The organism is Amycolatopsis solani (genome assembly GCF_033441515.1).
Classification (GTDB): Bacteria; Actinomycetota; Actinomycetes; order Mycobacteriales; family Pseudonocardiaceae; genus Amycolatopsis; species Amycolatopsis solani.
In genome coordinates this window covers 1202896-1217648 of record NZ_JAWQJT010000001.1, presented here as the reverse complement: position 1 = coordinate 1217648, position 14753 = coordinate 1202896, and the positions used below count along the sequence as shown (strand labels likewise).

The 14753-nt window shown below is 73.3% G+C and carries 11 protein-coding genes; 7 read left to right on the top strand and 4 right to left on the bottom strand.

The genetic code is table 11. The features are described 5' to 3' along the window. The first annotated feature begins 13 nt into the window (after nt 1-13). The gene (locus SD460_RS06175; protein ID WP_290061741.1) at nt 14-1921 is read left to right on the top strand and encodes a TNT domain-containing protein; all 1908 of its coding nucleotides are present in this window, start codon (nt 14-16) and stop codon (nt 1919-1921) included. Here SD460_RS06175 and SD460_RS06170 read toward each other — a convergent pair. From SD460_RS06170 to SD460_RS06160, 3 genes are read right to left on the bottom strand one after another with little or no spacing between them, the layout of a single operon-like run. After that, a complete protein-coding gene (locus tag SD460_RS06170) occupies nt 1908-2759 on the bottom strand; it encodes a class I SAM-dependent methyltransferase (RefSeq protein WP_290061742.1) in 852 nt (283 codons plus the stop codon). The two genes, SD460_RS06175 and SD460_RS06170, sit on opposite strands and share 14 nt — an antisense overlap. 13 nt (nt 2760-2772) lie before the next feature. Then, a complete protein-coding gene (locus SD460_RS06165; RefSeq protein WP_290061743.1) occupies nt 2773-4080 on the bottom strand; it encodes a sensor histidine kinase in 1308 nt (435 codons plus the stop codon). A 3-nt stretch (nt 4081-4083) separates the two neighbouring features. Continuing rightward, nucleotides 4084-5526: a CCA tRNA nucleotidyltransferase gene (locus SD460_RS06160; RefSeq protein ID WP_290061744.1), complete on the bottom strand. Its 1443-nt coding sequence runs from the start codon at nt 5524-5526 to the stop codon at nt 4084-4086. A 101-nt stretch (nt 5527-5627) separates the two neighbouring features. Here SD460_RS06160 and SD460_RS06155 point away from each other — a divergent pair, with 101 nt between their 5' ends. Next, on the top strand, nt 5628-6170 hold the full coding sequence (locus SD460_RS06155; RefSeq protein WP_163046934.1) for an NUDIX hydrolase: 543 nt from the start codon (nt 5628-5630) through the stop codon (nt 6168-6170). Then, nucleotides 6167-8320: a DUF6049 family protein gene (locus tag SD460_RS06150; protein ID WP_290061746.1), complete on the top strand. Its 2154-nt coding sequence runs from the start codon at nt 6167-6169 to the stop codon at nt 8318-8320. Before SD460_RS06155 ends, SD460_RS06150 begins: the two co-directional genes overlap by 4 nt. Nucleotides 8321-8444: 124 nt before the next feature. On the opposite strand, the gene SD460_RS06145 is transcribed toward SD460_RS06150, so the two are convergent. Further along, nucleotides 8445-9215, bottom strand: a complete 771-nt coding sequence (locus tag SD460_RS06145) for a hypothetical protein (RefSeq protein ID WP_318305978.1) — start codon at nt 9213-9215, stop codon at nt 8445-8447. Between the two features lie 699 nt (nt 9216-9914). Between SD460_RS06145 and murJ the strand changes: the two genes are divergently transcribed. The 4 genes from murJ to SD460_RS06125 all read left to right on the top strand — a co-directional run bounded on the left by murJ (nt 9915) and on the right by SD460_RS06125 (nt 14753). Continuing rightward, the gene (murJ, locus tag SD460_RS06140; RefSeq protein ID WP_290054655.1) at nt 9915-11639 is read left to right on the top strand and encodes a murein biosynthesis integral membrane protein MurJ; all 1725 of its coding nucleotides are present in this window, start codon (nt 9915-9917) and stop codon (nt 11637-11639) included. An 81-nt stretch (nt 11640-11720) separates the two neighbouring features. Continuing rightward, complete coding sequence (locus tag SD460_RS06135) at nt 11721-13313, top strand: protein kinase family protein (RefSeq protein WP_290054653.1); 1593 nt, start codon at nt 11721-11723, stop codon at nt 13311-13313. 31 nt (nt 13314-13344) lie between these two features. Continuing rightward, a complete protein-coding gene (gene sigM / locus SD460_RS06130; protein ID WP_290054651.1) occupies nt 13345-13968 on the top strand; it encodes an RNA polymerase sigma factor SigM in 624 nt (207 codons plus the stop codon). Then, a complete protein-coding gene (locus tag SD460_RS06125; RefSeq protein ID WP_290054648.1) occupies nt 13965-14753 on the top strand; it encodes an RsmA family anti-sigma factor in 789 nt (262 codons plus the stop codon). The genes sigM and SD460_RS06125 overlap by 4 nt, the downstream gene beginning before the upstream one ends.

Sequence of the window (14753 nt, the reverse complement as noted above, 5' to 3'; positions counted from 1 at the left end):
GGGGAGGACAAACGTGCGTTACCGGGTTGAGGTGGCCGAACGCCCGGACGGCCTGTACGCGACGTGGGGCGAGGGGACGTTCCGCGCCCAGCGGTCGACCACGGACGGCACCGTGCTGCTGTCCGTGCTGCCGGAGGAAGAGGCACCGGACGGGTTCGACAAGGAGCACGACGGACGGCCGGCGCGGGTGGTGCCGGCGAGCGAGGTGCCGGCGACGTTCACGCTGCGGACGTTCGCCGAGTACGACGGCGAGGTCTTCGAGGTCGCTCCGGGCGAGCGACCCGAGCTGACCTTGCGCTGGGTCCGCGACGACAGCGCCCGCGCCGCGCAGCTGGGGCTGACCGACTTCTCGGTCACCGTGCCGGCCAAGCAGCTCACGGCGTTGTGGCAGACGCGGCTGGACTTCACCGAGACGCCGGACGCGCGGCCGGCGCCGGGCGCCGACGACCAGAACGCGCTGCTGCGCGCGATCGGCCGGACGCTGCTGCACACCGTGCCCGGCGGCTGGTCGCGGGTCGGCGCCCAGTTCCGGCAGGTCGGCGACTACGCGGAGATCGAGGTCCGCGCGGTCGGCGACGAGGACGGCCCGGTGTCGGTCTCGCTGCCCGCGGTGCCCCGGCTCGGCGGCCTCTTCGCCCGGCTGCGCGCCGCGATGGCCCAGCCCGAGACCGGCACCTGGTTCCAGGGCACGTTCACGCTCGACTCGGCGTCGTCGTTCGACTTCGACTTCGACGCCGACCGGGAGCCGGACTGGCGGGTACCGCCGAACGACGGCGGCCGCCCGTCGACCGCCGCCTACGAGCTGGAGCTGGCGACCTACCCGCGCGCGCCGAAGCACGTGCCGTCGTGGCTGACCGCGAAGGCCGGGCTGCCGCTCGACATCGCGTTCCGCCTCGCGCGGGCCGCGGACGCGCACACCGAGGGCGAGCGCCCGGTGGTCAACCGGCCGCCGGTGCCGCCGGACCAGGTCCGCGGGGTGCTCGACTACCTGTTCCGCTCGCCGGTCGCGCTGCACCGGCCCGCGCCGCTGCCGGACATCTTCGGCGCGCCGGGCGCGAAGCCGGACGTGCCGAACGCGTTCCACACCGACGGCACCTGGATCTGGCCCGCCGCCGTGCCGCACTACCTGCGCAAGTACGGGGTGCCGCCGGAGCCGGAGCTGATCGAGCACATCCGCGCGGCCGGCTTCCGGCCGCCGTTCGTCGGCGAGCTCGTCCGCGCGACGGCGGAGGCGGAGGTCAACGGCACGCCGCGGCCGGCGCAGACGACCGCCGACCTGCCGGACGAGCGGGCGCTGACCCGCGTCGCCCGCGGTGAGCAGGTGCGGAACCTGCGCGGCGCGGAGACGCTGGAACTGCTCCAGCAGCGGCTCGCCGAACACGCCGTACCGCCGGCCGCGTACCGGATCGGTGCGAACGAGATCCCCGCGGACGACGTCTGGACGTTGCGCCGCGCCGAGAACAGCTGGGAGGTCTCCCGGCCGCCGTTCGACGAGCCGGTGGCGTTCGGCTCGCTCGGCGACGCGGCCCGGTTCCTGCTCGGCGTGCTGCTGATGCTGCCGCCCCGGCCGCCGGAAGAGTCCGACCAGCCCGCCGACTGGCCGATCCTGCCGATGCGCGGCGAACCGCCGTTGAACTTCTACCGCGGCAAGCGCCTGATCACGCTCGCGCCGGGCACGACGGTCGTCCGGTTCGGCAACGAGACCGGCAACCTGGTGCACGCCGGGAGCACGCGGTTCGTCGAGACGTCGCTGGCCTTCGAGCGCGAACGGGAGAAGCGGCCGTACCGGGTGCAGCGCGCGGTGCGGGTGCTGACCGGCGTGACGGCGCCGTGGAACGGGATGCCGGGCGGCGCGGTCGCCTACCTGCTGCCGCGCCCGCTCGCCCAGCACCTCGAGACGGGCTCGCTCAGCAGGCAGTGATCAGGACGGCGGGCGACCACCAGTAGTCGGCGAGCGGGGCCACGTCGACGTCGGTGAAGCCCGCCGTCCTCAGCTGGTCCACCCAGCCCTCGGCCGGGTGCTCCCAGTTCGTCCGCTCCTGCCCGGAGACGATCCCGAGCAGCACCGGCAGCAGGAATCCCTGCGCGACCAGGGAGGCGTCTTCGCCGTACTCGGCGACCCCGCGCTCGTAGCGTTCGACGAGCGAGCGCAGGTGCGCCGTCGAGCCTTCCTCGAACTCGGGCACGTCGAACTCGGCGATGACCAGCTTCCCGGTGCGCAGCTGCAGCGTGCGGAGCACCTCCGCGCGCTGCTCCGGCTCGATGGACTGCAGCGCGAACGTCGACTGGACGAATTCCCAGCCGAGGTCGTCGCGGGCCAGGAAGTCCTGGGCGGTCGACTGCCAGCACTGCGCCGACGGCACCCGCTCGTGGACGCCCTCGAGCAGCGCGGCCGACGGTTCGACCAGGTCGATCCGCGGCGGGGTGTGCGACGCCTGTTCGAGCGCGGGCACGACGGCGAGGCCGTCCCCGCAGCCCAGGTCGAGCAGCGATTCGGGCTTCTCGGCGTCGTACCGCTCGGCGAGCGCGGCACTCAGCGCCCGGTACAGGCCGATGTTGCCGCCGCCGCGGATGAAGGCCGTGAACGCGCCCGGCTGGTCGTACACCGGCGCCGAGCCGTCCCCGCCCAGGTAGGCCCGCAGTTCGTCGGCCAGCGTGGAGCCGGCGCGCCCGGCTTGGGCGGCGAGGTCGGCGGCCTGGTCGCGGTCACCGGCGCGGTAGGCGGCGAGAGCGTCGGCGAGCAGCTCGATCGAGGTCATGGTTCAGGAGATATCAGAAGGGGACCCAGAGCGTCACTCGAGTGCCGCCACCGGCGAGTCCCGATTCGACCCGTGACGTCCCGCCGACCTCCGCCAGCCTCGCGGTGATGGACTCGCTGATGCCGAACCCGGCCGGGTGGTCGGCCGCGCTGAAGCCGCTGCCGTGGTCGCGGGTGATCACCGCGATGCCGCCGTCGCGCTCCTCGACCCGCACGACGACCCGGTCGGTGCCGGAGTGCTTCATCGTGTTCCGCAGCGCCTCGCGCACGGCGTCGCGGATGGCGATCTGCCGGACCTCCGACAGCGTGTCGTCGTCCAGCTCGGCCACCACGAGCTGGGCCCGAAGGCCGTCGCGCGCCATCTCGGCGGCCAGCGCGGCGAGCTTCTCGCCCAGCGGCCGGGCCCCCGCTTCGGCCCGCTCGGACTTCGCCGTCTCGATCGTGTGCCGGATCTCCATCGCCTGCGCCCGGGCGAGCCGCTGGATCTCGACGAGCCGCTCCTCGGGGTTCGCCGTGCCGGACAACGCCATCGCCTCGAGCGTCTGGAGCACGGTGTCGTGCAGCATCCGGTGCTGCTGGGCACGCTCGGCGAGCCGTCCGTTGCGGGTGCCGTACGCCAGCGCCAGCCGGGTGCCGAGGCCGGTCAGCAGCAGGGCGGCGGTGGCCAGGAACAGCTCCGCGAGCAGCGCGGAGTACGTCGAGAAGGCGGCTTCGACCTGGAACCGGCCGGTGTTCAGCCAGTTCGCGAGCATCCGCAGCGGGAAGCTCACCAACCCGAACACCAGCCCGCTCGGCACGCCCAGCGCGAGCGTCAGCAGCCCGGCCTCGCCGAACAGGTGGACGCTGGTCACCGCGAGCGCGTCGAAGTAGCCGTCCGGCGGCACGGTCACGGCGAGGACGAGCGGCGAAAGCACGGTGAAGAGCAGGTCGACCGCGAGGAGCTTGCCGGCGGCCCGGCCGTTGAACGGCGCCGAGCGGAACATCCAGCGCAGGCCGATGACGTTCAGCGCGACCGAGAGCAGCGTGAACACCCCGACCGGCAGCAGCCCGGTCGTGCCGTGGCGGATCGTGTAGACGCCGAACTGGCCGGGCACCGCGAGCAGCCGGTAGGCCAGCGGGATGAGCACGACGTACCGGGTGGCGCGCAGCAGCAGGCCGTCGCGCTCGCCCGGGTCGATCGGGCCGTTCATCCGCGAGATGCGCCGGAACGCGTGCATCGGCGCCGGGTCGGCGATCTCGTCGGGGAGCGCGCTCGTGGCGGTGGCGATCGCGGGGGCGCCGCGGCGCATCAGCGCCACCAGGAAGCTGCCCCCGCCCGGCACGGCTCAGCCGTTCCCGATGCCGTTTTCCGCGGCCCACTGCTTCAGCTCGGCCACGGCTTCGTCGTGGTCCAGCGGCCCGCGGTCCAGGCGCAGGTCCTTCAGGAACTTCCACGCCTTCCCGACGTCCGGCCCCGGCTTGAGGCCGAGCAGTTCCATGATCTCTTCGCCGTTGAGGTCCGGGCGGACGCGGTCGAGGTCCTCCTTGGCCTTCAACGCCGTGATGCGGGCCTCGAGGTCGTCGTACGTCGCCTGCAGCGCGGCCGCCTTCCGGCGGTTGCGAGTGGTGCAGTCGGCCCGGACGAGCTTGTGCAGCCGGGTCAGCAGCGGGCCGGCGTCGGTGACGTACCGGCGAACCGCCGAGTCCGTCCACTCGCCCTTGCCGTAGCCGTGGAACCGCAGGTGGAGGAACACGAGCTGGGAGACGTCGTCGATGATCTCCTTGGAGAACTTCAGCGCCCGCAAACGTTTGCGGGCCATCCGCGCGCCGACCACCTCGTGGTGGTGGAAGCTCACGCCGCCCCCCGGCTGGAACTCCCGCGTCGCCGGTTTCCCGGCGTCGTGCAGCAGCGCCGCCAGCCGGAGGATCAGATCGGGCCCGGACGTCGGCTCGTGCGACTTCTCCAGCTCGATCGCCTGCGCGAGCACGGTCAGCGAGTGCTGGTAGACGTCTTTGTGCTGGTGGTGCTCGTCCATGGCCAGCCGCATCCCGGGCACCTCGGGCAGCACCCGGTCGGCCAGCCCGGTGTCGACCAGCAGTTCCAGGCCCGGCCGCGGGTCGTCGGCCAGCAGCAGCTTCGACAGCTCGGCCTGCACGCGCTCGGCGGTGATCCGGTCGATCTCGCCCGCCATCGACGTCATCGCGTCGACCACCCGCGGCGCGGCGGTGAAGCCGAGCTGCGCGGCGAACCGGGCGGCCCGCAGCATCCGCAGCGGGTCGTCGGCGAACGACTCCTGCGGCGTCGCCGGCGTGTCCAGGACCTTCTCCCGCAGCGCGCTCAGCCCGTCGTGCGGGTCGATGAACGTCCCCGACGCCAGCTCGACGGCCATCGCGTTGACGGTGAAGTCACGGCGGAGCAGGTCGCCCTCGATGCTGTCGCCGAAGGTGACCTGCGGGTTGCGGCCGACGCGGTCGTAGCTGTCCGCGCGGAACGTCGTGATCTCGAGCTGCATGCCCTTCTTGGTCACGCCGATCGTGCCGAACGCGATCCCGACGTCCCAGACGGCGTCGCCCCACTCGCTGACGATCTTCAGCACCCGGTCGGGCCGGGCGTCGGTGGTGAAGTCGAGATCGCCGGAGGGGCGGTCGAGCAGCGCGTCCCGCACGCTGCCACCGACCAGGTAGAGGCGGTGGCCCGCACTGGCGAACCTCTCCGCCAGCTCCTCGGCCAGGGGGGAGACCCGCATCAGCTCCACCACCGCGTTCTGCTTGACGACCACGTCGTTCACGAAATTCCCACTACGTTCCTGGTGCGCTTGCTCCGAGCACCGCCGGACACGGACACGGAGAGCCAGCCTACCGGGGCAACCGTTTGCTCTAGCATCGCAGCATGTCTGGATCAGCCGGCCGACCCGGCGCCTCGAAGCCGCGCAGGCGGCGCAGGCGTCAGCGCGGCAGGCGCCTGACCACGGTCGACGAGACGTCGGCCGGTGGCCTCGTGGTGGACGCGGCACGCGAACAGGCGGTGCTGATCGGCCGGCTCGACCGGCACGGCAGACTGCTGTGGTCGCTGCCCAAGGGCCACATCGAGGACGGTGAGACGGTGGAACAGACGGCCGTGCGCGAGGTGAAGGAGGAAACCGGCATCTCCGCGCGCGTCATGCGGCCGCTGGGCACCATCGACTACTGGTTCGTGGCCGAACGGCGGCGCATCCACAAAACCGTCCACCACTTCCTGCTCGAGGCGCTCGGCGGTGAGCTGTCCGACGAGGACGTCGAGGTCACCGAGGTGGCCTGGGTCCCGCTGGCCGAGCTGGAGACCAAACTCGCCTACTCCGACGAACGCAAGCTCGTCCGGAAGGCCAAGGAACTTTTCGCGCGCCCGGACGTCCACGGACGAGACGAGCACGCCCCTGAGGGAGCCCCCGAGTGAAGCGGTTCGCCGCAGCCTTCCTTTCCGTCCTCTTCCTGGCCGTCCCCGCCTTCACCGGTGCCTCGGTGGCCCAGGCGGAGGAGGGCGCCCGCCTGCGCGTCGACCTGGACGAGCTCGCCCCGCGCGTGATCACCGGGTCGACGACGACGCTGACCGTCGCGGGCACGGTGACCAACACCGGTGACCGGAAGATCACCCGGCCGCAGGTCCGCCTGCAGGTCGGTGACCGGGTCACGACCTCGCGCGGGGTCGACGACGTGCTCTCCGGCGCCGTCCTCAAGGACACCCCGCTGACCGACTTCGCGCCGGTCGCGGACGCGCTGGACCCCGGGCAGAGCGCGCCGCTGAAGATCACGGTGCCCCTGACCGGTTCCCGGGCGGAGCGGTTCGCCCGGCCCGGCGTCTACCCGCTGCTGGTGAACGTGAACGGCACGCCGGAGTTCGGCGGCCCCGCCCGGCTCGGCGCGGTCAGCATGCTGATGCCGGTGCTCACCGGACCCGGCAAGCAGTCCACCGGCCGCTCCGGCGCGCCGAGCATGACCCTGCTCTGGCCGCTGACCAGCGGCGTCCCGCAGGTGTACGCGGCCCCGTACGGCCAGCCGCTGGTGCTGCGCGACGACCGCCTGGCCGCCGAGATCAGCGGGGACGGCCGGCTGAACGCGCTGGTCGGCGCCGCGGCGACGGCCGTGCGCGCGAACTCGAACCTCGCGAAGTCGATGTGCTTCGCCCTCGACCCCGACCTGCTGGCGACGGTCGACGCGATGAGCCGCGGCTACCAGGTGCACACCGACGGCGGGAACGTCGACGGCAAGGGCACCGAGGCCGCGAAGACGTGGCTCGCCTCGCTCAAGACGCTGCTGACCGGCCGCTGCGTCGTGGCACTGCCCTTCGCCGACGCCGACCTCGAGACGGTCGCCAAGATCCGCCCCGGCGACACCGCGCTGGTGACCGCCGCGGTCGCGGGCGCGGCCACCATCCAGCAGCTGGCCGGCGTCACGCCGCAGACCGGCGTCCTCTGGCCGGGCGGCACGCCGAGCGAAGCGGTGCTCGCGGCGCTGTCGCAGGCCGGCGTCCGCACGGTGCTGACCGACGCGGGCAAGCTGGCCCCCACCGCGGCCGGCGGCGGCGTCACCGTGCAGGGCAGCGCCGTGCGCGCCCAGCCGACCGACTCGCTGGTCTCGGCCGCCATGACCGGCGTGCCGACCGTGCCCGACTCGGTCACCGTGCCGGCGAGCACCGAGCGGGCGATCTCGAGCCAGAACGGTCTCGGCGCCCTTGCGTTCCGGGCCGGCCTCGGCCAGCCCGCCGGCCAGGAGCGGCCCGACCACCTGCTGGTCGCCCCGCCGCGGCGCTGGGACGCGCCGGCCGCGGAGCTCACGGCGTACCTCGAGCAGGTCGGCGCCTTCATCACCGCCGGACTGGTCAGCCCGCTCACCCTCCCGTCGCTGCTCTCGGCCGACCCGGCCGCGTCCGGCGCGGTCGGCGACAGCGGCCAGGACCCGAACGCGAGCGCCGACCCGCAGCTCGTCTCGACGCTCTCGGCCGTCGACGGCCAGGCCACCGGCATGACGTCCTCGATGCAGCTCGACCCCACCAAACGGGTGAAACCGGACGACGTCGTCGCCCCGGTCCGGCTGGCCGAGCTGCGCGGCGCGTCGACGGCGTGGCGCGGCCTGCCCACCGACGCGGCGACCGTGAACGCGCAGGCGGAGATCGCGGCGATCAGCGACCGGGTGAGCGTCCAGCAGCCCCGGCAGACGATCGCGCTGGCGTCCGGCAACTCGCCGCTGCCGGTGTACGTGGTGAACGACCTGCCGGTCGGCATCAACGCCCGGTTCACCCTCAGCAACAACACCGGCCTGCGCACGGACGACCGCAAGGAGGTGCCCTTCCCCGCCGGCGGCGGCCGGCAGTACCTGCTCCCGGTGGAGGCGCTGCGGGCCGGGCGGTTCAGCGTCGATGTGTCGTTGAGCACCCCGACCGGTACCCCGCTCGGGTCATCCGCGCGCTTCGAGCTGACGTCCACGGAGTACGGCGCGATCACCATCATCGCGACCGTCGCCGCAGGTGTGGCCCTGCTTCTGCTCGCCTCGCGGCGCATCTACCGGCGGGTCAAGGACGCCCGCTCGGGACGCGATGTAGTGGACTGATCCCTCGGCCTTCGAGTGTTCCGGGCGGTTCCCGATTACCCTTGGTCCGCACGTGCGCGGCACCCGGCCGCGGCACCGGAGTAGAGCACCGAGGATTGGGCACGCGTTGGAGAGAGAGCCGGGCTTACCACCCGAGCGTGCGAGTCGTCCTCGGCGCGAAGCCGGTCCGCCCCCGCAACGGGGTGACGGGCCCCCGCCGGTCCGCCGCCAGCAGCCGCCTCCGCCACCCCAGGAGCGCGGCCGCAGGCAGCCGCCCCGCAACGGCCACACCCGCCAGATGCCGGCCCCGGACGACGCCCCAGCCCGCGACGGCCAGCCCCGCCGCGAGCCACCCCGTGGCGACCGGGTGCCGGCGGACGACCGCCCCCGGCGCGCCGCCCGGCCGGGGCGGGAAGACGTCCCGCCCCGCCGCCGCCCGCAGGACGATCGCCCCCGCGACGACTGGCCCCCGGAGGAACGCGCCCCGCGCGGTGACCGGCCCGCTCGACCACGCGAGGACCGCCCTACGGACGACCGGGGTCCCCGGGGCGACCGCCCGCGCGAAGACTGGCCCGCGGACGACCGAGGCCCGCACAGCGACCGACCGGCCCGAGGCGACCGCCCACGCGAAGACTGGCCCGTCGACGACCGAGGCCCGCACAGCGACCGACCGGCTCGCGACCGTCAGCGCGAGGACTGGCCGGCCGACGACCGGGGTCTCCAAGGCGACCGACCGGCTCGGGGCGACCGCTTGCGCGAGGACCGGCCCGCTGACGACCGAGGCGACCGCGCCTTTCGCGACGACCGAGCACCACACGGTGACCGAGGTCCGCGCGGCCCCCGCGACGAGCGGGCTCCGCAGGGCGACCGCGCTCTTCGCGAGGACCGGCCCCGCCGCGTCCCGCCCCCTCCGCAACCCCCGCCGCGCGGGGGGCAGCCGCCGCGGGGCGCCGCTGGGCCCGCTCCGACTCGGGTCCAGCCTGTGCCGCCGCTTCCGCCGCAGCCCGGTGGACCGCCCCCCGGCCAGTCGCCGGGCGGCGCTCAGCCGGGTGGCCTGCCGCCGGGCGGACCGCAGCCGAACGGCGTGCCGCTGCCGGGCCAGCCCCTGAGCGGCGCCCAGCCCGTCATCGCGCAGCCGGGCAGCCCCCCGCCGGGCGGCGCCCCACCGGCGTCACCCCAGCCAGGCGGCCCGCCGCAAGGCGGCGCCCATCCGGGCGGCCCCCAACCGGGCGGCCCCCAAGCGGGCGGCCCCCAAGCGGGCAGCCCTCAACCAGGCGGCCACCACCAAGGCGGCCCGCAGCCGAGCGGCGTCCCCCTGCCGGGCCAGCCGCTGAGTGGTGCCCAGCCGGTCATCTCCCAAGCCGGCGGCCCCCCGTCGCCCGCGCCGCCCCAGGGCGGCCCCGGTCCGCAGCAAAGCCGGCTCCCGCAGCCCAGCCCGCCGTCGACTCCGCCGCCCGGGATCCCGGCCCCCGGCACCCCGCCGCCGGGCACGCCCGTGCCGCCTCGCGGTCGTGGTGCCCGGCGGCCGGCGCCGGTACGGCCGTGGCAGGAGGAGGCTCAGCGTCCGCCGGACCCGGAGGCCACGCGGTTCATCCCGCGCACCGCCGGCGTCCCGATGAACTCGCGCTGGCCGGTCGCCGACCCCGACGTCATGCGGCCGTACGACGCGCTGGCCACCCAGGTCATGCCGGCGCTCAAGGGGCCGCTGGTCAAGCCCCGGCCGGACGGGGAAGCGCCGGAGGCTCCCGCCAAGGCGCCGTCGCTGGCGAAGGCGTCGGGGCGGATGGCGATCGCGTCGCTGATCAGCCGGATCACCGGCTTCCTGTGGAAGCTGCTGCTGGTCGGCGCGATCGGCCAGGGCATCGCGAACGACTCGTTCAACGTCGCGAACACGATGCCGAACATCATCTTCGAGCTGCTGATGGGTGGCGTGCTCGCCAGCGTGGTGGTGCCGCTGCTGGTGCGCTCGCAGGACGAGCCCGACGGCGGCGCGGCCTACACCCAGCGGCTGATCACCGTGGCGTTCACGCTGCTGCTGGTCGGCACGGTCGTCGCGGTGATCGCGGCGCCGGCGTTCACCAGCCTCTACGTCGACGACTCCGGCAAGGCCAGCGCCGACCTGACCACGGCGTTCGCCTACCTGCTGCTGCCCGAGATCTTCTTCTACGGCGTGTTCGCGCTGCTCTCGGCGGTGCTGAACGCCAAGCAGATCTTCGGCCCCACCGCGTGGGCACCGGTGATCAACAACCTGGTCGTCATCTTCACGATCCTGGTCGTCTGGATCATGCCCGGCGACATCAACACCGAACAGGTGTCGATCACCGATCCGAAGGTGCTGACGCTGGGCATCGGTGTGACCGGCGGCATCGTCGCCCAAGCAGTGCTGCTGGTGCCGCCGCTGCTGCGGTCCGGCTTCCGGTTCAAGTGGCGCTGGGGCATCGACAAGCAGATGAAGGAGTTCGGCGGCCTCGCCCTCTGGATCCTCGGCTACGTCGCGGTCAGCCAGATCGGCTACACGATCAACACCCGCGTGCTGACCAGCGGCTCGCCCGGTGGTGTCACGGCCTACAGCAACGCCTGGCTGCTCTTCCAGCTGCCGTACGGCGTCATCGGCGTCTCGCTGCTGACGGCGATCATGCCGCGGATGAGCCGCGCGGCCGCCGACGGCGACCACAAGAAGCTGATCGGCGACCTCTCGTACGCGTCGCGGATCTCGACGGTGATGCTCGTCCCGATCTCCGCGGTGATGACCGTGGTCGGCGGCTCGATCGGCATCGCGCTGTTCACGTTCGGCAAGGGCACGGTCGAGACCGCCGAGCGGCTCGGTGACGCGCTCGCGATCTCGGCGTTCGCGCTGCTGCCGTACGCGCTGGTGATGCTCCAGATGCGCGTCTTCTACGCGATGAAGGACGCCCGCACGCCGACGCTGATCATGATCGTGATGACGCTGGTGAAGGTGCCATTGCTGTACCTCTGCCCGGTGCTGCTGTCGCCGGACAACGTCGTGCTCGGCGTCATGATGGTCAACGCGCTGACGTTCGTGGTCGGCGCGATCCTCGGCCAGGTGTGGCTCTGGGTGACGCTGGGCAACCTGCGGAGCAAGCGGGTGATCGGCGTGATCCTCTTCACGGTGGTGGCGAGCGTCCTCGGCGTCGCCGCGGCGTGGGTCGCGGGCAAGCTGGTGCCGGACTCGTTCGGGCCGACTTTCGGGGCCTGGGTCAAACTCCTGCTGCAGAGCGTGGTGGGCATCGTGGTCTCGTTCGGCGTGCTCATGGCGCTGAAGGTGGAAGAGCTGAGGCCGGCCACTTCGAGGTTCACCCGGTTGATCAAGCGCGGGTAACGATTCCGGTACGGATGGCGACGACTCCCGCGTCGTATTCTGGGTACCCTCGGTGCGGGGAGCTAGCGGGAGAGAGTGCGGGTGGACACGAGGCGGAGCGAACAGGCGGGGGGTGCGAACCACGTGGGCAAGGCCCAGGTCGGATCGCTGGCCCCGGGGCGTGTGGTCGGCGACGGCCGCTATCGCCTCCTCGCGCAGTTCGGCGTGGACGAGCGGGGCGACGCCCACCTTTGGCGTGCCCGCGACGGGCAGCTGAAGCGGGACGTCGCGCTGACCCTGCTGGTCGGTGACCCGGCCGATCCGGAAGCCGCCCGGCTGGCCCGGCGCACCCTCGAGCGCGCCACGCACGCGTCCAAGTTCGGCCACGGCGGCGTCGCCCGCGTGCTGGACGTGCTCGCCCTCGGCAGCGGCATCACCTCGAGCGAAGGCCTGCTCGGCGTCGTCGTCGCGGAGTGGACGAAGGGCAGCGACCTGGTCGACCTCGTCGCGCAGCGGCCGGTGGCCCCCGCCGCGGCCGCGCGGATGGTGCAGGCGCTGGCCGAAGCCGTCGAGCAGGCGCACCAGAACGGGCTCGTCCTCGGGCTCGACCACCCGCAGCGCCTCCGCCTGACGCCGAACGGCGCGCTGAAGCTCGCGTTCCCCGGCCCGTTGCCGGAAGCCACCCTCCGCGACGACGTCAAGGCGCTCGGCGCGGTCCTCTACCTGCTGCTGACCGGCCGCTGGGCGCTGCCCGGCGGCCCGCCCGCGATCCCGCCGGCCCCGCAGACGCCGCAGGGCCGGATCGTCCCGCCGCGCCAGCTGGTGCCGACGGTCCCGGCCGAACTGTCGTCGCTGGCCGTCCGCACGATCGAGGACGGCGGCAACGGCGGCATCCGCACCAGCGCGGCCATCCTCCGGATGCTCGACCAGGTGGCCGAAGAGGAAGAGCGCACCCAGCTGATCAAGGCCGTCGGCGGGGACCCGGCCGACGGCGAAGGCACGGTCTGGACGACGAAGAAGCCGGTCAAGGACGTCGCCCGGCGGCGCAAGCTCGCGCTCGGCGTCACCGTGCTGGTGGTCGCGACGGTCGTCATCCTCGCCTGGGGCGGCCTGATGCTGATCAACGTCTTCCAGGGCGACTCGAAGGCGAGCGGGCCGTCGATCAACGTCGCCGCGCCGCCGGCGTCGAGCCAGTCCGCCGGGCAGCCGCCCGCCTCCAGCCAGCAGCCGGCCCCGCCGCCGTCGCCCACCGTCGGTGCGGCGGTGAAGCCGCAGGCCGTGGCCGTCTACAACCCCGAGGGCAAGGGCGACAACACCGCGCGGGCGAAGTACGCGATCGACGGCAAGCCCGAGACGCAGTGGCGGACCGAGCAGTACAAGCAGCAGTTCCCGGCCGTGAAGCCGGGGGTCGGGCTGGTCGTCACCTTCAAGGACCCGATCAACCTCAGCCAGGTGCAGGTGTCCGGCGGCACCGCGGGCACCAAGGTCGAGATCCGCTCGGCGACCGAAAAGAACCCCGATCTGGCCGACACGAAGGTGGTCGGCAACGGCGACTTGAAGGACGGCGACACCACGATCGCGCTGGCTCAGCCGACCCAGGGTGAGTACTTCATCGTCTGGATCACCCAGCTGGGTGGCGCCGAGGACGAGTTCCAGACCGAAATCGCGGACCTGACCTTCCTGCCTGCGGGGTGACGCACCCGACAGGGTCAGTAGGCTCTGCCGGGTGACAGCTGCAGCTCCCACGGATGCGGATCTGATAGCGGCTCACGCCGCGGGGGACCCCCATGCGTTCAGCGAACTCGTCCAGCGACATCGCGACCGCATGTGGGCGGTCGCCCTGCGCACGGTCCGCGATCCCGAAGAGGCCGCCGACGCGTTGCAGGACGCGTTCATCTCGGCGTTCCGGGCCGCCGACAAGTTCCGCGCGGAGTCGCAGGTCACGACGTGGCTGCACCGGATCGTGGTGAACGCCTGCCTCGACCGGATCCGCCGCCGCCAGGCCCGGCCGACCGTGCCGCTGCCGGAGACCGGCTTCAACGAGCCGGCGTCGCCGCGCGACTCGATGGCCGAGCGGGAGACCAGCCTGCTCGTGCGCGAGGCCTTGGAGCAGCTGCCCGAGGAGCAGCGCGCGCCGATCGTGCTCGTCGACGTCGAGGGCTACTCCGTCGCCGAGACGGCGAAGCTGCTGGGCATCGCCGAAGGCACCGTGAAGAGCCGGTGCGCGCGGGGCCGCGGAAAACTCGCGAAGGTTCTCGGGCACCTGCGGAACCCCGATGCGATTGCGAACGTCCCAACTCACGAAAGCAAACGGGCCGGGCGTCAGCCGGGTAGCGGGGAGGGACGATGACGGACGAAAGCCGGGGGATCGGGGGGACCGTCGGTCCGCCCTGGTCTGTCGACGTGCTCGCCGACCTCCACGCCGGGGTACTGGACGACGCTCAGGCGGCCGAACTGTGGCCACTGGTCCACGCCGATCCGGAAGCCCAGGCGATCCTGGAGGCCCTCGACGCCACCCAGGCCGACCTGGCCTCGCTCGCGGACGCGCCCGCCCCGCCGATGCCCGCGGAGTTCGCGGCCCGGCTGGACGCGGCGCTGGCCGCCGAAGCAGCCGCCCGCTTTCCCGGCTCGACCCGGGCTCCCCAGGCAGCTGCGGCACCGCAGGACGCCCAGGTGGTGGACCTCGCGGCGGCCCGGCGGCGGCGGAACAAGCGGCTCGGCTGGGCCGCGGGCGTACTGACCGCGGCCGCGGCGGCGGTCGTCGCCGTGACGGTCGCCATCCCGAACACGTCCCAGCAGGACGGCACCCCGAACGTCGCCGCGCCGGCCCCTTCCGGCCCGTCGGTGGGCAACGACGGCGCCGGGGCGCAGGCCCTGGTCGGCAAGGCGATCGGCGTCCGCGACTTCGGCCCGCTGCAGAACGAGGGCAGGCTGGACGCGTGCGTCGCGGCCGCCGGCCTCGACCCCGAGGTGCGCCCGGAGGGCATCCGCCCGGTGAACGTCGGCGGCAAGGCCGGGGTGATGATCATCCTGACCACCGGCAAGCTCGCCCAGTTCCGCCTGGTGGCCTTCGGCGCCGACTGCGGGCCCGGGAATCCGGCTGTGTTGTTCGACAAGGTCGTTGGGGAGAAGTAG

Bases quoted from the DNA above. Each gene is read 5' to 3' on its own strand.
- SD460_RS06170 (WP_290061742.1), bottom strand. From the start codon at position 2,759: ATGACCTCGATCGAGCTGCTCGCCGACGCTCTCGCCGCCTACCGCGCC.
- SD460_RS06155 (WP_163046934.1), top strand. From the start codon at position 5,628: ATGTCTGGATCAGCCGGCCGACCCGGCGCCTCGAAGCCGCGCAGGCGG.
- murJ (WP_290054655.1), top strand. From the start codon at position 9,915: ATGAACTCGCGCTGGCCGGTCGCCGACCCCGACGTCATGCGGCCGTAC.
- SD460_RS06125 (WP_290054648.1), top strand. From the start codon at position 13,965: ATGACGGACGAAAGCCGGGGGATCGGGGGGACCGTCGGTCCGCCCTGG.